The sequence below is a fragment of the Streptomyces reniochalinae genome, assembly GCF_003323735.1.
GTDB lineage: Bacteria > Actinomycetota > Actinomycetes > Streptomycetales > Streptomycetaceae > Streptomyces > Streptomyces reniochalinae.
Window position 1 is genome coordinate 87,001 of record NZ_QOIM01000049.1, and the last position, 17,051, is coordinate 104,051.

Consider the following 17,051-nt stretch of genomic DNA (forward strand, 5'->3'; position numbering starts at 1 on the left):
CCCGGGTCAGCCACGCCGGGCGTTGAGCCGGCGCACACGGCCCAGTGCGGCGATCGCCCGGTCGACCGACTCGATCACCGCGACACCGGCACTGGCGGCCTCGGCGCGCAAAGCGCGTACCAGGGTGTCCTGCTCGGCGCTGTAACTGCTGCGCAGCACCAGTACAACGGGGGCCGGGCCGCGTTCAGCGGCGCTGATGTCGCGGGCCATGTCGGTGAGCATCGCGGCGGCGTCGCTGCCGTGCTTCATGTCGTAGACGGTGCCCATGTCGGTGTAGGCGACGATGCAGTCGACGGCCGGGTCGGCGGCGACGGCCTGGACGAGCCGGCCCATGATGCTGGCGCCGCTGTCGTCGACCATCGACCAGGTGGGGATGTCGATCGGGTTGTGCAGGCTGCTGCCTGGCGCGTCGTACGGCGCCAGAGCCTGGTCGGTGGCTTCGGCGAACGACGGGATGACCAGGCCGCTCTCGTGAGCGGTGTCCGCGCCGACCACGGCGACGCCGCCGCCGGTGCCCAGCAGACCCAGGCCCGGCCCGGTGAACTCGGGCGCGAACTGGGCGAGCAGCAGGGTGTCCATGAGCTCGTCGAAGCTGTCGACGAGGACCACGCCGGCGTCGGCGGCCGCGTCGCGCAGCAGCTGCGGGTCACTGGCCAGGGCTCCGGTGTGGGACGCTGCGGCTGCTCCGCCGACCGCGCTGCGCCCGCCCTTGAACAGGATGACGGGGGTGGTCATCGTGGCGGCCAGGGCGAAGAAGTCGCGGGCGTCGCTGTCGTCTTCGAGGTAGAACGCGGCAACGGTCGTGTCCGGGTCGGCCTCGCAGAAGGCGAGTAGTTCGGCGGGGGAGACGTCGTGGCAGTTGCCCACCGAGCTGACGAAGCTGAAGCGCAGGCCGAGTTCGTTGCCGCGGCGGACCACGTCGCCTGCGTAGGTGCCGGACTGGGAGATGACCGCGACGGAGCCCTTTTCTTTGGAGGACGCGTCCTGGCCGATCATCGTCAGCCGGGAGTAGGGGGTGTAGTGGCCGATGCAGTTGGGCCCCAGCACCCGCAGGTTTGTGCCGGCCACGGCCTGCGCGAGGTCGCTCGTGTCGGCGGTCAGCACGTGCGCGGTCCTCACCCCCCGGTCGGCGAGATCGGCCAGGGCCTGGGGGACGGCGGCGGCGGGCAGCGCGACGACCGCGCGGTCGATGCCCTCGGGCAGTTCGGCGATCGAGGAGACGGCCGCGTAGCCCAGGATGGTGCCGGCGGAGCGGCTCACCGGGTGCAGCGCGCCGGTGAAGCCCTGGTCCACCGCGGTGCGCACCGCTCGGTGGCCCATCTTGTCGGGGTGCGCGGAGGCACCGATGACCGCCATGGATGTGGGATAGATCGCGGGCTTCAGCTGCCGGTACAAGGTCTTGGGGTCGGGCAGCGGCCGATGGACGTCGATGCCGTCCGGGCGGGTCACGGCGCGGGCGTCGACGGCGACGAGGGTCTCGGCGCCGACGACGACGGGGTTGAGGTCGATCTGGTCGACCGGTTCGGACAGCAGCAGCCCGCCGGCGCCGCCGACGCGCACCAGCAGGTCTGCGAGCTGTGCGTATCCGGCAGGGAAGCGGCGGCGCAGGACGCCGCCGACGCGGGTGCGGTCGATCAGGCGCAGGGCGCCGTCGCGGTCCAGGGGAGCCTGGGCGAAGGCGACGTCACCGAGGGCTTCGACGTCGACGCCGCCGGAACCGACCATGACGATGGGACCGAAGCCTGGGTCGTGCAGGGCTCCGGCGACGACTTCGGGCCCGGCCTCGACCATGGGTTCCACGGTGACGCCCCGGGGCGTGACGTCGCGTGCCCGCTGCTCGGCGAACAGCTGCTTGACGGCGGCCTCGGCATCTGCGGGGGCGATGTCCAGCAGGACGCCGCCCGCCTTGCTTTTGTGGACCACGCCGTCGGCCACCAGCTTGATCGCCAGCGGCTTGTTCAGACGCTCGGCGACCTCGCCGGCCGCTGCGGGGGTGTCGGCGAAGACGACGGGGTTGGCCGGTATGCCGTACTGGATGGCGAGGTCGCGGATGACGTCCTCACGCAGTCGCCGGCCGGCGGTCTGGGGCAGGTCCGTCGTGGTCACGCGAGCACCTTCTCGATCTGGAGGGGCAGGTTCGTGGGACGGTCGGGGTAGACGGCCGGGCGCCGCTCCAGGAAGGAGCGCACGCCCTCGTCGCCGTCGGGCAGCGCGCGGACCAAGGCGGCCAGCTGGGACTCCACCGCGCGGCCCGCGTCGCTGCCGTGGTGCAGGGTGTGGGACAGCCCGCCCTTGAGGGCGGCGACGACGGCCGGGGACACCTTGGCGATCTGCTCGGCGAGTTCGAGGGCCCCGTCCAGGGCGTGCTCGCCGTCGTGGAGGGTTGTCACGAAGCCGTGGCGTTCGGCCTCCTGTGCGGTGAAGGGGGCGGCGGTGGCCAGCCAGCGGTAAGCGATCGGGTAGCCGACGAGGTCGAGCAGGCGGCTGAGCTGTCCGCCGACCGGGACCAGGCCGATCGCGGCGCCCACGCCGCAGAACCGGGCGCCGGGGGTGGCCACCCGCAGGTCGCAGTTGAGGGCGAGGATGAAGCCGGCCGCGTAGGCCGGGCCGTCGATCGCGCCGATGACGGGGGTGAGGATTTCCGAGGGGCGGGAGAAGGCGGCGTTGGCGACGGGGTCGCCGGCGCTGGCGGGCTCGGCCAGGACTTCCTGGAGGTCGTGGCCGGAGGAGAAGTAGCCGTCGGCCCCGGTGACCACGATCGCGCGCACGGCAGGGTCGGCGTCGGCCCGGTCGAGTTCGGCCAGCAGCGAGGCGGTCATGCGCCCGGTGAACGCGTTGCGCTTGCTCGGGTTGGAGACGGTAAGGATGCGGATTGCATCCTTGTCGGACACGTGGATGCCGGATGCCATGAGAAGACTCCTGACTGGCGTAGGTGTGCTGGGTCAGCCTGCGCTGTGGCCCGCGGGCTCGCCGACGGGGGGCGCCGCTTCGGTGGGGGCCGGCTGCTTGGTGGTGCGGAAGATCCGTGCGAGCAGGCTTCCGGCCGCGACGATCACGCAGTTGAGGACGAGCGCGGAGATCGCGATGTAGGTGGGACTGGACAGGAAGAACGGGGTCGCCGTCGACCCGCCGAAGGGCCCGCCGGTGGCGGACTTGACGCCGTAGGCGGCCCACGTGCCGTAGGCGACACCGGCCAGCAGGCCGGTCATCAGGGCGCACTTGCTGGTGAGCCGGTTGGTGAACAGGCCCAGCAGCACGGTCGGGAGGGTCTGCAGGATCCAGATCCCGCCCAGCAGCTGGAAGTTCACCGCGGCCTTCGCGTCCAGCGTCAGGACGAAGGCCAGCGCCCCGGCCTTCACCAGCACCGACACGATCTTTGAGACGAGGGTCTCCCGCTTGGCTGTGACGGGCCGGCGGCTGTAGGTGCGGTAGATGTTGCGGCTGACGAGGTTGCCCGCGGCGATCGCCATGATCGCGGCCGGGACCAGGGCGCTCATCGCGATCGCGGCGAAGGCCACTCCGGTGAGCCAGGAAGGGAACATCTCGGCCAGCAATTGCGGCACCGCGTACTGAGGGTTGCCGTCGCGCGGCTTGATATCGGCGGCGAGCGCCATGATGCCCAGCAGCGCCACGAGGCCCAGGAGGACGGTGTAGAGCGGGAGCAGCGACATGTTGCGGCGGACCGTCTTGGCGCCGCGGGAGGCGAACACGCCGGTGATGGCGTGCGGGTACAAGAAGAACGCCATGCCGGAGCCCAGCGCGAGCGTCATGTAGACGCTGGGGTCCACCGCGACCGCGGGATCGCCGCTCTTCGGGGTGGTGGGCTTGTCGGCCAGTGCCTTGGACGCGGCGTCGAAGATGCTGTCGAACCCGCCGAGCTTGATCGGAATGTAGATCACGGCGGCGATGACGACGATGTAGACCAGGGCATCCTTGACGAAGGCGATCAGCGCCGGGGCGCGGAGCCCCGACGAGTAGGTGTAGGCCGCCAGGATCCCGAAGGCGAGCAGCAGCGGAAGGTCCCGCAGGAACCAGTTCCCGGCCGCCGTTCCGCCGATGCCCAGCGCGCCCAGGACGACCTCGAGGCCGACCAGCTGAAGGGCCAGGTAGGGCATCGTGGCGAGCAGGCCGGTGATGGTGATGGCAAGGCTGAGGGGCCTGGACCGGAAGCGGTCGTTGACGAAGTCGGTGAGGGTGACGTAGCCCTTCCGGTGCGCCAGTGACACCAGCTTGGGCAGGAACAGGAACCCGAGCGCGTACAGCACCACGGCGTTCGGAATCGCGTAGAAGCCGAAGGCGCCCATGCTGAACAGCGCGGCCGGGATGGCGATGAGGGTGTACGCGCTGTAGAGGTCCCCTCCCAGCAGCACCCAAGTGATCAGCGGGCCGAAGGTGCGCCCGCCCAGCGCCCATTCGTCCAGTTGGTCGCCGTCGGCGGCCCGGCGCCACCGGCTGGCCACGAAGCCCATGACCGTGACCAGGAGCAGCAGGGCCAAGAAGACGGAGAAGGTGACCACGTTGAAGCTCATGCCGCCTCCGCCTCGTCCGTGTCGCCTGCGTACAGGAGCTGGTAGGCGGTGCCTGTGGCGATCGCCGTGAGGATGGCCATGGCCATCTGGAACCAGTAGAAGAACGGAATGCCGATGAGGGCCGGGCCACTGCGCTGGTACAGGGGAACGGCGAGGCTGAGGACCACCGGTATGAGGATCAGCAGTCCGCTCACTGCGAGTCGCAGCGGGCGAGCGGCCCGCACGGGAAGACGCTCCCGGGTTTCGCCCATCATGGACTCCTTTGAGTCGGGAGGGATGCCAGGGGCGCGCGCGAGCAGGAAGGCGTGATGGCTGGTCACGCCAGGTGGGCTCCTGCGCGCCGCGCTGTCACCGGCTGGATTCGGCCAGATGGTGAACAGGACGTGGGCGGCACGCTAGGAGCGCTGCGTGATCCACGACATACGAGAATGCGAGAAGTTCCCGGCCGTGGTGTTGCAGTTCCTACGAACCGCTGGTGACTACAGCAGGGGAGCGGAGTCCCACAGCCGCACGCCGAGAGCCAGCAGGAGCAGATCGTCCACGGTCATCGGATCGCGGTGGGTCAGGGTGTGGACGCGGCGCAGCCGGTAGACGACGGTGTTGGGGTTGACCGTGAGCTCGGCAGCCGCCTTGGTCAGGTTGAAGTTGGCGTTGACGTAGGCGCGCAGTGTGGCCAGGAGCTCGGAGTTCTTACGCTCGTCGTAATCGACGAGTGGGCGCACCGTCTCCTCCAGGAGGGCATCGATGTGCCGGGTCGAGCGCAGGATCTGGTCGAGCAGCACGTCGGCAAAGCGGATGGCCCGCTCCGGCTGACGTATGGAGAAGCCCAGCTCCGCGGCTTCATGGGCCTCGGTGTAGGAGCGCCGGACACCGGCAACCCCCTCGGCGATGCGGCCGATGCCCACCGTCCAGGCCGGCTCGGAGGCCGCCAGGTCGTGACAAGCTGCTTCGATGCGCGCTCCGTCCTCGCCGTAGTCGAGCACACAGATGCACACGATCTCGTGGTCCCGCGGCCCGGTGAGGAAGGACCGGGTCAGCGGCACGAACTGGTCGCGCACAGCCAATACGGCAGCCTGCACCCCGGCCAGCGGATGGTCACGGTCGGGAACCTGCACCACCACGACCGTCAGCCGGCCACGCAGGCTGGTCGCCAGCACGGCGGCCTGGCGCCGCGCGCGCTCACTGACCGGCTCACCGGTCAGCACCGTCTCCAGCACGTCCGTGCGCAGCGCCTGTCCGTCAACGGAGGCGACGGCGGATTCGTGGATGTAGGCCCGTGACAGGTCATTGGAGACACGGTCCAGGTACTCCATCATCGCGTCAGCGGCGTCGATGGACAGCTGCTTGCCGATCGCGTCATCGCCCGCGAACTCGGCCATGGTGCGCCAGATCCGGGTCCCCCACAGCCGGTAGGTGCGCAGCAGGGACGGCAGACTGACGTGCTGGTGCACGCGGCGCGCCGCCGAGCGGCGGATCCACTGGATGTTCTCGTCGGGTACGGCGAAGCCGCCCGCGAAGGTGTCGACGAGGTATTCGATGTTCTGCACGGCGGCGTCGGTGACATCCCGGATCAGCACCGACTCCGGCAGCTCCCGGTACTCGGCCAGCACCGCGGTGTACTCGTCGACCAGGCTGGAGCACAGCTCATGGCGGCGCGCCCGCAGCTGCTCCAGGACGGAAGCCAGGCGCTCCGCGTAGGCGTCCCGGCCGTCCAGCGACTCGATGGGCATGCTCACTCTCACAGATAGGCCGGCGTCGGTCTTTGGAGCCTAGGCGCGAAAATCACAAGAAACGAGCCTTTCGGCTCGCAGAAAACGAGAGATGTGGCAGAGAAACTTCTCGGACTTTCTCATGACGCGGCTCACATGCGGGACCTAGCGTTCCCACTGTCCCGAAGCCTGCGCTCGGCGACGTCACCATCCCGCACCACAGCAGGGAGGTGCCGCCCACTTGCCCGAAGCCACCTTCTGGGGCCTGTCCGACACCCATGGAACCGATGCATAGGGGTTCGCCATGTCCCACGCGCTGGACACGGTCCTCAAGACCGCCGAAGACTCCACGTTCATCCAGGCCGAGCGCCAGGGCCCCGTGGCCATCGTCCGCCTGGACCGTCCCAAGGCACTCAACGCCCTGTGCGACCAGCTCACCCGCGAACTGTCCGCGGTACTGGATGCCGTCGAGGCCGACGACTCGGCCGGGGCTGTGGTCCTGACCGGCAGCGAGAAGGCCTTCGCCGCAGGCGCGGACATCAAGGAGATGCAGCCCAAGGGCTTCTCCGACGTCTTCCTGGAGGACTTCATCACCTCCTCGTGGGAGCGCGCAGCAACCCTGCGCAAGCCGATCATCGCCGCGGTCAGCGGCTACGCCCTGGGCGGCGGTGCGGAGCTCGCCATGATGTGCGACTTCATCATCGCCGCCGAGAGCGCGAAGTTCGGCCAGCCGGAGATCAGCATCGGCGTCCTCCCCGGCGCGGGCGGCACCCAGCGCCTGGCCCGTTCGGCCGGCAAGGCCAAGGCGATGGACATGGTCCTGACCGGCCGCACGATCGACGCCTGGGAAGCGGAGCGCATCGGTCTTGCCGCCCGCGTCGTGCCCACCGACTCACTGATGCAGGCTGCCACCGAGGCCGCGACCAAAATCGCCGGCTTCTCCCGCCCGGCTGTCCTCATGGCCAAGGAAAGCGTCAACCGCGCCTTCGAAACGCCCCTGGCCGAGGGGCTGCGCTTCGAGCGCCGCATGTTCCACGCCGCCTTCGCCACCGAGGGGCAGAGCGAGGGCATGGCCGCCTTCCTCGACAAGCGCGATGCCGAATACACCCACCGCTAGACAGGAGCAGACCATGAGCAGCGCACGGACCGAAGCCGTCTTCAACTTTGCGCAACCGCGCGATATGCGCGTCGGTGGCGGAGGCCTGAACCGCATCGGTGAGGTCATGACTGCCCTCGGGGCGAGCCGGCCGCTCATCGTCACCGACGCGTTCCTGGTCAGCACCGGCCTCGCCGAGCAGACCGCTGCACTGCTGCGCGACGCCGGCTGCGCGCCGAGCGTGTTCTCCGAGACGATCCCAGACCCGACCACCGATTCCCTGGTCAAGGGCCTGGAGGCGATCCGCGCCGACGACTGCGACGTGCTGATCGGCCTGGGCGGCGGCAGCCCGATGGACACCGCCAAGGCGCTCGCCCTGCTGAGCGTGCAGGGCGGCGAGATGCGCGACTACAAGGCACCCCGCCACAACACCGCCGCGGCCCTGCCCATCGTGGCGGTCCCGACCACCGCGGGCAGCGGCTCGGAAGCCACCCAGTTCACGATCATCACCGACAGCGGTTCCGACGAGAAGATGCTGTGCACCGGCCGCTCGTTCCTGCCCGCCGCGGCGATCATCGACTTCGAACTGACGACGTCCATGCCGGCACGCCTGACCGCCGACACCGGCATCGACGCCCTCACCCACGCCGTCGAGGCCTACGTCAGCAAGCGAGCCAACCCGCTCTCCGACGCCCTCGCCCTCACGGCGATCTCCACCGTCGGAGACAACCTGCGACGCGTGGTCGACAACGGCGAGGACCGCTCGGCCCGCGCGGCCATGATGCTGGCCGCCACTCAGGCCGGCATCGCCTTCTCCAACTCCAGCGTCGCCCTCGTCCACGGCATGAGCCGGCCCATCGGCGCCCATTTCCACGTGGCGCACGGCCTGTCCAACGCCATGCTCTTCCCCGCGGTTACCGCCTTCTCCGCGTTCGCCGATCCCGCGGCCACCGCCCGCTACGCCGCCTGCTCCCGCGCCTTCGGCGCCGCCACGGCCAGCGACAGCGACCAGGCGGCCGCCGGCGCTCTCGTCGACGCAATCGGCCGGCTGTGCGGCGATCTCAAGGTGCCCACGCCGCACGAGTTCGGCATCGACGAAGCGCACTGGAACCGACTGATCCCGCTCATGGCCGAACAGGCCCTCAGCTCCGGATCCCCCGCCAACAATCCGCGCGTGCCCTCCGCCGAGGAGATCGCACAGCTCTACACCCAGATCTACCGCTGAGGGAGTCGACCACCATGACCACCGCAATCGACCACTGGATCGCCGGACAAAGCACCGCGGGCACGTCCACCCGGCGCGGTGATGTCTTCAACCCCGCCACCGGTGCCCTCTCAGGTCGGGTCGCCTACGCCGGCACCGACGACGTGCACGCTGCGGTCACGGCCGCCGCCGAGGCGTTCCCCGCCTGGTCCAGCACCCCGCCGCACGTCCGCGCCCGGGTCCTGTTCCGCTTCCGCGACCTGGTGGAGAGCAACCGCGACCGGCTCGCCGAGATCATCACCGCCGAACACGGCAAGGTGTTCAACGACGCCCAGGGCGAGGTGACCCGCGGGATGGAAGTCATCGAGTTCGCCTGCGGCATCCCGCAGATACTCAAGGGAGAGTTCTCCGAGAACGTCGGACGCACGGTCGACGCCGTCACCCTGCGCCAGCCGCTCGGCGTGGTCGCCGGGATCTCCCCGTTCAACTTCCCGGCCATGGTGCCCATGTGGATGTTCCCCGTGGCTCTGGCCTGCGGAAACACCTTCGTCATGAAACCCTCGGAGAAGGACCCCACCCTCAGCAACGAGCTCGCCCGCCTTCTGGCAGAAGCCGGCGCGCCGGACGGCGTCTTCAACGTCGTCCACGGTGACAAGGCAGCCGTGGACGCTCTGCTGGAGGACCCGCGCGTCGAGGCGGTCAGCTTCGTCGGCTCAACTCCCGTCGCCGAACACATCCACAAGACCGCCGCGGCCGACGGCAAGCGGGTGCAGGCCCTGGGCGGCGCCAAGAACCACATGGTCGTCATGCCCGACGCCGACCTCGACCAGGCGGTCGCCGCCCTGATGGGCGCCGCCTACGGATCGGCCGGCGAACGCTGCATGGCCATCTCGGTCGCCGTCCCCGTCGGGGAGGAGACCGCGCAGCGCCTGCGCGAGCGCCTGATCAAGGCCCTGGCCGAACTGAAGGTCGGCCCCGGCATGAGCGACGGCGTCGAGATGGGCCCGCTGGTCACCGCCGCACACCGCGACAAGGTCGCCGGCTACCTCGACATCGGCACACAGGAAGGCGCGGAACTCGTCGTCGACGGCCGCCAGAGCGACATCGCAGACGCCGGAGACGGCTTCTTCCTGGGAGGCTCGCTCTTCGACCACGTCACCCCCGGCATGCGGATCTACCAGGAGGAGATCTTCGGCCCTGTCCTGTCCCTCGTGCGGGCCGACTCCTTCGCCCAGGCCCTTACCCTCGTCAACGAGCACGAGTTCGGCAACGGCACCGCGATCTTCACGCGCGACGGCAACACCGCCCGCACCTACCTCGCCAAGGTCAAGGCCGGGATGGTCGGCATCAACGTGCCCATCCCCGTCCCCATGGCCTTCCACTCCTTCGGCGGCTGGAAGCGCTCCCTGTTCGGCGACCACCACATCCACGGCCCCGAAGGCGTGCGCTTCTACACCCGCAACAAGACCGCCACCACCCGCTGGCCCAGCGACACCGCCGTGACCACCGAATACGCGATGCCCACCCATGGCTGAGCCGGCACCCCACGTGCCGAGCGGACTGCGTGCCACACACGACGGCACCCTCGGCCGCATCATCCTCGACCGTCCCAAGGCCCTCAACGCCCTGACCTTGGACACGGTCCAGGTCCTGGAGACCACGCTGCTCGCCTGGCGCAGCGAACCGCTCACCGCGGTCACCATCGAAAGCTCCGACGAACGGGCGTTCTGCGCTGGCGGCGACATCCGCACCATCCGCCAGAACACCATCGACGGCCGGCAGCAATCGAGCCTTGAGTTCTTCGCCACCGAATACCGCGTCAACGCTCTGCTCGCCGACTACCCGCACCCCGTCGTGTCCCTGATCGACGGGATCTGCATGGGCGGCGGCATGGGACTGTCCGTCCACGGACCCTTCCGCGTGGTCACCGAAGGCGCGGTGCTGGCCATGCCGGAAACCTCCATCGGCTTCTTCCCCGACGTGGGAGCCACTCACTTCCTGCCCCGCCTGCCGGGCGCGACCGGCATGTACCTCGCCCTGACCGGCGCACGCATCAACGCAGCCGACGCCCTCGCCCTGGGACTGGCCACCCACTTCTGCGGCTCGGCCCGGCTTGCCGAGATCCCCGACCTGCTGCGCACCCGCGGACACCGCAGTGTCGACCAGGTCCTGAACACCATCTGCTCCCCGCCGTCCGTCAACGCCGAACTCGCTCATCACCGCGCCGCCGTCGACGACGTCTTCGCAGCCGACAGCGTTCACACGATCCGGCAGCGACTGCGTGCCGCAAAGGATCCCTGGCTGCACGAGCAGGCACACATGCTGGACACGGTCTCCCGGCAGAGCCTGATGCTCACCTTCGACCTGATCAGCCACGGCAAAGAGCGCAACCTGGCTACCTGCCTGACCGCCGAACTGCGCGCCGCCTTGCAAACCGTGGCCACCCCCGACTTCCTCGAGGGAGTCCGGGCGGCGCTCGTCGATAAGGACCGCTCGCCCAACTGGGCCGACGAACCTTCCTACCAGGGCGTGGACCAGGCCGGTGCACCTTTCTGGCACCCCGCACGCGACCTGGTCTCGACCGCGCAAACCGCAACGCCCTGGCAACCCGCGTCCTCGATCACCACTTGACCGCAGGCAACCGCGGCCGGGACAGCCGCCGCAGCCCGGACCTCACAACTGCACCGCCACGCAGAGGAGAACGGCATGACCCAGATCGCCAACTCGCTCAACGGAGTCGACCGCGATGCCCTCAAGGGCACCCTCGAGGCAGTCCAGCACGACCCTCACCTCGCCAAGGTCTCCTTCACCCTCGGCGCGGACTGGCAGGGCGGCTGCCGCCAGCGCGCCGTCACCGGAGCCACCCGCCAGGCCGGAACCACGATCGACAGCCGCACCGCCCGCTATACCCTCGAGTCCGACGAGCCGGCCGCCCTCCTCGGGTCGGACACCGCAGCCAGTCCCGCCGAGTACGTGCTCCAGGCGCTCGCCGGCTGCTACGCCGTCACCTTCGCCACCCACGCCGCCAACCGCGGCATCGAACTGTCCTCCCTGCGCCTCGACATGGAAGCCGACTTCGATCTGCAAGGCTTCCTCGGCCTGGACGAGAAGACCCGCCCCGGCGCGCAGGAGATCAGGGTGACTGTGCACGCCGAGTCCCCGAACACCTCTCGCGGGGGACTGCTCGAACTCACCGCATTCGTGCAGGAGCACTCTCCGATCCGCGACATCCTCGCGCACGAGGTCCGCGTCTCCACCGATCTCGCCTGACGGCACAGCGGCTCGGCCGTCAGCTCTACCTGAACCACACCAATGCTGGACCCGACCCAGGGAGCATCATGAGCGACGCAGAGTTCATCCACCTCGACATCCGCGAGTCGGTAGCCTGGATCCAGATCGATCGGCCGGCAAAGCTCAACGCACTGTCGGTCGAACTCATGCGGGAGATGTCCAATACCCTCGATATCGTCGAGCAGGACGACGACGTGCGTGTCGTGGTCCTGCGGGGCGGCGACCGGGCCTTCAGCGTCGGCTACGACATCGCCCAGGAAGTCGAGATGGGCGTCTCCACGGCCGAGCAGTGGTACGGCGGCCTGGAAGCCAACATCGCCCTGACGATGAAGGTGTGGGGCCTGAACAAGCCCGTCATCGGCGCCGTCTCCGGCTGGTGCCTGGCCGGCGGTTGCGAACTCGCCATGGCCTGCGATCTCATCGTCTGCACAGACGAAGCACAGTTCGGAGAGCCCGAGATCCGCTTCGGGTCGGGCCCGGTCACCCTACTCATGCCCTTCCTCATCGGTCAGAAGGCGACCAACGAACTCCTCTACACCGGCGACACGGTCGACGCCCACAGGGCCAAGGAACTCGGCCTGGTCAACCACGTCGTCGCACACGAGCACCTGCACGGCAGCGTCGAACAGCTCGCCCGCAAGATTGCCCTCACACCGCTTCCCATCCTGCGCTACACCAAGCAAGCCCTCACTCGGGCATACACGGCGATGGGCCTCCAGACGGCTGTGGACCACAACCACGCCATCGCTGCCGTCCTCAACTCGGCCGCGACCCCCGAGCGCGCAGAGTTCACCGACCTCGTCGCGAGCAAAGGACTCAAAGCAGCCCTCGCGTGGCGCGATGCACGATTCGCCACAGCCGACGCCAACTGAACGGCCTCGGCGGACTCCTTCCCCCCCCCAGCTCGACCGGCGCCAGCCCCGCCTCCCGCACCAAACCCTCCGCGTCCCGGCAGGACTGTGCGAAGTGCCGGCCCAAGTCAGGGTCGAGCCGCCGTTGACGGCGCTTGAGGTAGTGCTCCTGGCTGACCAGCCAGTCCGCCAGGTTCACCACCCCGGTCATCAGCACACTCGCTGACGGCGTGCTCTCGCCCCCAAACTCCGGTGCCTGCGGCCTCCCCAGGAAGTCGAACGCGGCACGACCGTGCGCGACCCGCTGCCGCGCCCAGGCAGGCCCACCCAAACGCGCTCGGTACGCCGTGTTGCAGGCCCGGTTCTCATCGAAGCGGTGAACTGGCCGTGATGGTCACCGACGATCTGGGCCAGCCACTCCACGACCTCCTCGTCCTCGAAACCGAGCGCCTCCAGTACGGCGGGAATGCTTTCCATGCCCACGACCTCATGGGGTCGCGCCTCGGCCCCGATCTGTCCCTTGTCCCCGAGCAGCTCATCACTGAGTCCTGCACGCCCCCGCGCGTCGCAGAAGGCGAAACCGGACAGCTTCCCGATGTCATGCAGGCCCGCGCACAACGCCGTCAGCGCACGGGCATGGTCCATGTCCCGCGCTGACCCGAAGGCGACAGCGATATGCCGTCGCTGATTCTCCGAGAGGTATGCGTCCCACAAGTACGACGCCACCGCGGCGGCATCCAACAAGTGACGCACCAGTGGATACGGCACAAGCAGGCCGCGGGACTTCCCCGACCGCTGCCGAGCCCGCGGCAAACCCACACCCAGGCTCTCCTCCGCCTCGCCCGCCACCGCATCAGCGTCCTGTTCGCCATGCTCCGCGACGGCACCTCCTACCAACCCCGCACCCCCGCCACCACTTGACGAAAGAGATAGAGGCACCCCCCGAAAGAGTGACAGCCCTGCTGCGCTTGGCCGCGGACCTGCCGGTGGCGCGGGCGCCGCGCCCTCCAGCCGCTGCATGCAACGGTGGGACTGCTCTCCTGGCACGATGCGTGTCATGCAGCCCCTACCCGCCCCCTGCCCGGTCGGCCTCATCCCCGAGGCGACGAACATGGACACCTTCAACGCCGTATACCGGCAGGCCAAACAGCAGGGCGCCGTCTTCATCGCCATCGAGCGTCAAGGACCCCGGTGGACGGTCAAGGCCGACCAGCTCACCGCCCCGCAGCACACAGTCGACGACACGGTGCACGACGCCGTGCGCACGGCTGTCATCCGGCTGACCACGCTCAGGAGATCCGCTCCGACTCCTTGGCGGGGCCCATCTACTTTGTGCTGTACGACATCGAGGTCCGGCAGCGGGCCCGCGAACTCGCGACTGCACTACACGCAGCCCTGTACGGCAACCTGGCACCATTGACGCGCGCCGTACCCGAACCACACGCTTAACGTCCCGGGGCCGTTCACGTCCTTCCTCGGGCCGCCCACCGCACGCACTGTGGAGGGGGTTGATCAGGCGGACTTGAGTGGGGTGCCGTCGTAGGTACAGCCCGACGCTCGTGAGTGCCCTCGAGAGGGCTATAGCGTAGCGACGAGGCGCGATGCGGGGGCAAATGTGTTCAGATCCGGAATGATCACCCTAGCGGTGTTCGGGCTGGCCTGGTGGATGGTGGGGACCTCGGTGGTCACCGGCCCCCTGGCCACTGTGGCAGTGGTCCTCGGATTGGCCGCCACCGTCGGCGTGCTCTTGCCGGCTCGCAGGACCATGGCCCACGGGGCACCGCCTTCCCCGCCGGACGCAGGAGTGATGCGGCGCTTCGGGTGGATCAACATCGCCCAGGGGGCTGCGATCGCGGCGACCGTCGCGGTGTGCGTCGCTTGCGGCGTGCCCTCCTGGATTCCGGTGCTGGTGGTATTCATCGTCGGGGCGCACTTTCTGCCGCTGGCCACGTTGTTCCAGCAGCCGGAATACCGGGTGACGGCCGCCTTGCTCATCGCCGCTGGTGGCATCGCTGGTGTCGTCGGCGCGGCAGGCGGACCGCCGACCGTGGTACGGGCCATAGCCTGTATCCCTACCGCGCTGGCTCTGTGGGGCAGTGCGGTGTGGCTGCTGAGCCGCAGAACCAACGCTCGATAACGACGAACCCCTTCGCCCTGCCTCGCAAGGCGTGGAAGGAAACTCGCTGCATACAGCGGATGCATTGTTCTACTTCTCCGGAGCGATCCGGTTTACCTGGTGCTATCGGCGCGAGGCTTCGTCCCCGGCCGAGAACGACAATGACGCCATCCCTGTGCTCAGGGGCGCCGTGACGGTGCGCGGGATCGGCGGCGGGTCAGCCGGCTACAGGCTTTCCGTCGCGGCCATCGTGACCTGTCCGGCCGCAGATCGCGCTCCAGCTCACGCCCGGGCAGCAGCCCTGGATGTGGCACGCCGTTACCGGGCTCTCCCCGCAGGGGACGGAAGGCGAACCCCGGCCGAAGAGCCCCTGACCGCTGCTGAAGGGCTGTTGGGCCACAAGCCGCTGGGCACTCATGAGTGCGTTCAGGACAGAGGCCGGCTCGTGAGGCCCCTCTTCGGCCACCTTGACCACGTGGAGGGTGTGGTTGCTGCCGACCCGGCAACATGATCCCTCACCGCCCTACTGGGCCCGGGCGAGAGCAAGCCCCCGGCGCGCTGCTCACACTCCGCCGAAGTGGCTTCGTTCAGGTTCGAAGACAGCGTTTGTTGACGAGCCAGGGTGGCAGTCTCGGACGGTCGGAGCCGTCACCAGTTTTGAAGGCAGGCGGCTCTCGCGTGTGATGGTCGCCGTCGGCGCATGTCAGTGCCCGATGCGAGGATGCGCGCATGACACCGACGCTTCTCACCGACATTGAGCGGGCCGTTCGCAGCAGCTGGGGGGCTGACACGACCACCCCGGGTTTCCGGCCGTACTGGTCTTCGGAGAATCCTGCGCGGGATCAGTGCGGTGTGACCGCGATGGTGCTCAACGACCTGCTCGGTGGCGAGCTGATCCGAGGCGAGGTACTCGTGAAGGGGGAGCGCACGGACTACCACTGGTGGAACCGCTTGGGGATGGGCATCGAGGTCGATCTCACCCGTGAACAGTTCGGGCTGGAGGAGGTCGTGACCGAGGGCATTGTCATCCCCCGGCCACCAACGATCGTCCGACTGCGTGAGGAGTATGAGCTTCTCCGCAGGCGAGTTACTGAGAAGCTGGGTCTGCTGGAAGCCGCAAGTCCTGAGGATGCGCTCGGCTAGGTCGTTTCTGATGGCTCTTGGTGGTGGATCGGTGCGGTGCTGGGCAGGTGTCCTGCATGGTGCGACGGCATGAGTTGAGTGATGCGCAGTGGCAGAAGATCGAGTCGTTATTGCCGGTCAACGGCAGGCCGGGTGGGCAGTGGGCCGATCACCGGAGGGTGATCAACGGAGTGCTGTTCCGGGCCCGCACGGGTGTGCCCTGGCCTGACCTGCCCGAGCGGTATGGCCCCTGGCAGACGGTCTATGAGCGGCACCGCCGCTGGTCAGCGGATGGGACGTGGCAGCGGATTCTGGCCACTTTGCAGATCGAGGCCGACGCCGCCGATCCCGACGGCGCACTGGAGCGGAAGCTGGATGACGAGTGGGCGGTCAACATCGATTCCACCACCTGCCGTGCGCATCAGCACGCGGCGGGTGCGCGGCACCGGCCACCGTAAGACTTCCCGCAAAAGGGGGCGGTGCGCGTGTGGAAGCCGATGGGCGGGAGGCGTTGGGGCGCTCGCGGGGCGGGCTGACGAGCAAGGTCCACCTCTTGGCCGACGACCGGGCCCGTCCGCTGGTCTGGCGTACCTCGCCGGGCCAGCGGGGTGACAGCCCGATGTTCGTCCCCGTCCTGGAGGAGTTACGGATCCGGCGTCGTGGGCCAGGTCGACCGCGCAGCCGCCCCGACCGACTCCGCGGTGACAAGGCCTACTCCAGCCGCGGCAACCGTGCCTATCTGCGGCGACGGGGCATCAAAGCAACCATCGCCCAGCCCGATGACCAGCGGGCCAACCGCCGGCGGCAGGGGCGGGCCGGCGGCAGGCCACCGGCCTTCGACAAGGACCAGTACCGCCACCGCAGTGCCGTCGAGCGGTGCGTCAACAAGTGGAAGCAGTACCGCGCGGTGGCCAGCCGCTATGACAAGCGTGACTACATCTTCAACGGCACACTGGCCGTCACAGCGATCAACATCTGGCTTCGCGACACCGTCCAAGAGCCATCAGAAACGCCCTAGTACTGCAACGGTGCTTGCGGTGACTGGTGGCCAGGTTGGTCGTTGGCCTGTTCGTGAGTGGGGACCTTGCTGATGTCAGGTTGTGGGCGGGTGAACTGGGCGCTGTGCATGAGCG

The 17,051-nt window shown here is 68.8% G+C and carries 14 protein-coding genes and 3 pseudogenes; 10 read left to right on the forward strand and 7 right to left on the reverse strand.

What is annotated here, in order from left to right:
• Window positions 1–6: 6 nt before the first annotated feature.
• From DQ392_RS31690 to DQ392_RS31710, 5 genes are all read right to left on the reverse strand, one after another.
• Entirely contained in the window at window positions 7–2,106 is a 2,100-nt protein-coding gene (locus DQ392_RS31690; RefSeq protein ID WP_220182678.1) for an acetate--CoA ligase family protein, read from the reverse strand.
• Entirely contained in the window at window positions 2,103–2,909 is an 807-nt protein-coding gene (locus DQ392_RS31695) for an enoyl-CoA hydratase/isomerase family protein (protein WP_114019150.1), read from the reverse strand. The genes DQ392_RS31690 and DQ392_RS31695 overlap by 4 nt, the downstream gene beginning before the upstream one ends.
• Before the next feature lie 33 nt (window positions 2,910–2,942).
• Window positions 2,943–4,529 carry a monocarboxylate uptake permease MctP gene (gene mctP / locus DQ392_RS31700; RefSeq protein ID WP_114019151.1) on the reverse strand — a complete coding sequence of 529 codons (1,587 nt, stop codon included), beginning with the start codon at window positions 4,527–4,529 and terminating at the stop codon, window positions 2,943–2,945.
• A complete protein-coding gene (locus DQ392_RS31705; RefSeq protein ID WP_245982218.1) occupies window positions 4,526–4,849 on the reverse strand; it encodes a DUF3311 domain-containing protein in 324 nt (107 codons plus the stop codon). Before DQ392_RS31705 ends, mctP begins: the two co-directional genes overlap by 4 nt.
• Before the next feature lie 159 nt (window positions 4,850–5,008).
• Window positions 5,009–6,259 carry a PucR family transcriptional regulator gene (locus DQ392_RS31710; RefSeq protein ID WP_114019152.1) on the reverse strand — a complete coding sequence of 417 codons (1,251 nt, stop codon included), beginning with the start codon at window positions 6,257–6,259 and terminating at the stop codon, window positions 5,009–5,011.
• Window positions 6,260–6,542: 283 nt separating this feature from the next.
• Between DQ392_RS31710 and DQ392_RS31715 the strand changes: the two genes are divergently transcribed.
• The 6 genes from DQ392_RS31715 (at window position 6,543) to DQ392_RS31740 (ending at window position 12,701) form a co-directional block, all read left to right on the forward strand.
• Window positions 6,543–7,355 (forward strand): enoyl-CoA hydratase, encoded by an 813-nt coding sequence (locus DQ392_RS31715; protein ID WP_114019153.1) that lies wholly within the window; start codon window positions 6,543–6,545, stop codon window positions 7,353–7,355.
• 13 nt (window positions 7,356–7,368) lie between these two features.
• The gene (locus DQ392_RS31720; protein WP_114019154.1) at window positions 7,369–8,559 is read left to right on the forward strand and encodes an iron-containing alcohol dehydrogenase; all 1,191 of its coding nucleotides are present in this window, start codon (window positions 7,369–7,371) and stop codon (window positions 8,557–8,559) included.
• Between the two features lie 14 nt (window positions 8,560–8,573).
• Entirely contained in the window at window positions 8,574–10,073 is a 1,500-nt protein-coding gene (locus DQ392_RS31725; RefSeq protein WP_114019155.1) for a CoA-acylating methylmalonate-semialdehyde dehydrogenase, read from the forward strand.
• The gene (locus tag DQ392_RS31730) at window positions 10,066–11,169 is read left to right on the forward strand and encodes an enoyl-CoA hydratase/isomerase family protein (protein ID WP_114019156.1); all 1,104 of its coding nucleotides are present in this window, start codon (window positions 10,066–10,068) and stop codon (window positions 11,167–11,169) included. Before DQ392_RS31725 ends, DQ392_RS31730 begins: the two co-directional genes overlap by 8 nt.
• Before the next feature lie 75 nt (window positions 11,170–11,244).
• Entirely contained in the window at window positions 11,245–11,808 is a 564-nt protein-coding gene (locus tag DQ392_RS31735) for an OsmC family protein (RefSeq protein ID WP_114019157.1), read from the forward strand.
• 68 nt (window positions 11,809–11,876) lie between these two features.
• Window positions 11,877–12,701 (forward strand): enoyl-CoA hydratase/isomerase family protein, encoded by an 825-nt coding sequence (locus tag DQ392_RS31740; RefSeq protein ID WP_114019158.1) that lies wholly within the window; start codon window positions 11,877–11,879, stop codon window positions 12,699–12,701.
• Here the strand turns inward: DQ392_RS31740 and DQ392_RS36330 are convergent.
• Window positions 12,646–13,017: pseudogene (locus DQ392_RS36330) on the reverse strand (HD domain-containing protein); the annotation flags it as partial. The gene DQ392_RS31740 and the pseudogene DQ392_RS36330 overlap by 56 nt on opposite strands.
• Window positions 13,018–13,091: 74 nt before the next feature.
• Window positions 13,092–13,448: pseudogene (locus DQ392_RS36335) on the reverse strand (HD domain-containing protein); the annotation flags it as partial.
• A gap of 10 nt (window positions 13,449–13,458) precedes the next feature.
• Here DQ392_RS36335 and DQ392_RS31750 point away from each other — a divergent pair.
• From DQ392_RS31750 to DQ392_RS31770, 4 genes and pseudogenes are all read left to right on the forward strand, one after another.
• Window positions 13,459–13,601 (forward strand): annotated as a pseudogene (locus tag DQ392_RS31750) (IS110 family transposase); the annotation flags it as partial.
• A 709-nt stretch (window positions 13,602–14,310) separates the two neighbouring features.
• The gene (locus DQ392_RS31760) at window positions 14,311–14,817 is read left to right on the forward strand and encodes a DUF7010 family protein (protein WP_114019159.1); all 507 of its coding nucleotides are present in this window, start codon (window positions 14,311–14,313) and stop codon (window positions 14,815–14,817) included.
• 708 nt (window positions 14,818–15,525) lie between these two features.
• A complete protein-coding gene (locus DQ392_RS31765) occupies window positions 15,526–15,939 on the forward strand; it encodes a YunG family protein (RefSeq protein ID WP_114019160.1) in 414 nt (137 codons plus the stop codon).
• A gap of 56 nt (window positions 15,940–15,995) precedes the next feature.
• Window positions 15,996–16,936, forward strand: a protein-coding gene (locus DQ392_RS31770; protein ID WP_425470660.1) for an IS5 family transposase whose coding sequence is annotated in 2 segments (ribosomal slippage) — window positions 15,996–16,368 and window positions 16,368–16,936 — 942 coding nt in all. Because the reading frame shifts where the segments join, the coding sequence is not laid out codon by codon here.
• The last annotated feature ends 115 nt before the right edge of the window (window positions 16,937–17,051 follow it).

Excerpts from the sequence above, each read along its gene's own strand:
- DQ392_RS31710 (WP_114019152.1), bottom strand. The coding sequence starts at position 6,259 with ATGCCCATCGAGTCGCTGGACGGCCGGGACGCCTACGCGGAGCGCCTG.
- DQ392_RS31740 (WP_114019158.1), top strand. The coding sequence starts at position 11,877 with ATGAGCGACGCAGAGTTCATCCACCTCGACATCCGCGAGTCGGTAGCC.
- DQ392_RS31765 (WP_114019160.1), top strand. The coding sequence starts at position 15,526 with ATGACACCGACGCTTCTCACCGACATTGAGCGGGCCGTTCGCAGCAGC.
- DQ392_RS31730 (WP_114019156.1), top strand. The coding sequence starts at position 10,066 with ATGGCTGAGCCGGCACCCCACGTGCCGAGCGGACTGCGTGCCACACAC.
- DQ392_RS31720 (WP_114019154.1), top strand. The coding sequence starts at position 7,369 with ATGAGCAGCGCACGGACCGAAGCCGTCTTCAACTTTGCGCAACCGCGC.
- mctP (WP_114019151.1), bottom strand. The coding sequence starts at position 4,529 with ATGAGCTTCAACGTGGTCACCTTCTCCGTCTTCTTGGCCCTGCTGCTC.
- DQ392_RS31760 (WP_114019159.1), top strand. The coding sequence starts at position 14,311 with ATGATCACCCTAGCGGTGTTCGGGCTGGCCTGGTGGATGGTGGGGACC.
- DQ392_RS31725 (WP_114019155.1), top strand. The coding sequence starts at position 8,574 with ATGACCACCGCAATCGACCACTGGATCGCCGGACAAAGCACCGCGGGC.
- DQ392_RS31695 (WP_114019150.1), bottom strand. The coding sequence starts at position 2,909 with ATGGCATCCGGCATCCACGTGTCCGACAAGGATGCAATCCGCATCCTT.
- DQ392_RS31735 (WP_114019157.1), top strand. The coding sequence starts at position 11,245 with ATGACCCAGATCGCCAACTCGCTCAACGGAGTCGACCGCGATGCCCTC.
- DQ392_RS31715 (WP_114019153.1), top strand. The coding sequence starts at position 6,543 with ATGTCCCACGCGCTGGACACGGTCCTCAAGACCGCCGAAGACTCCACG.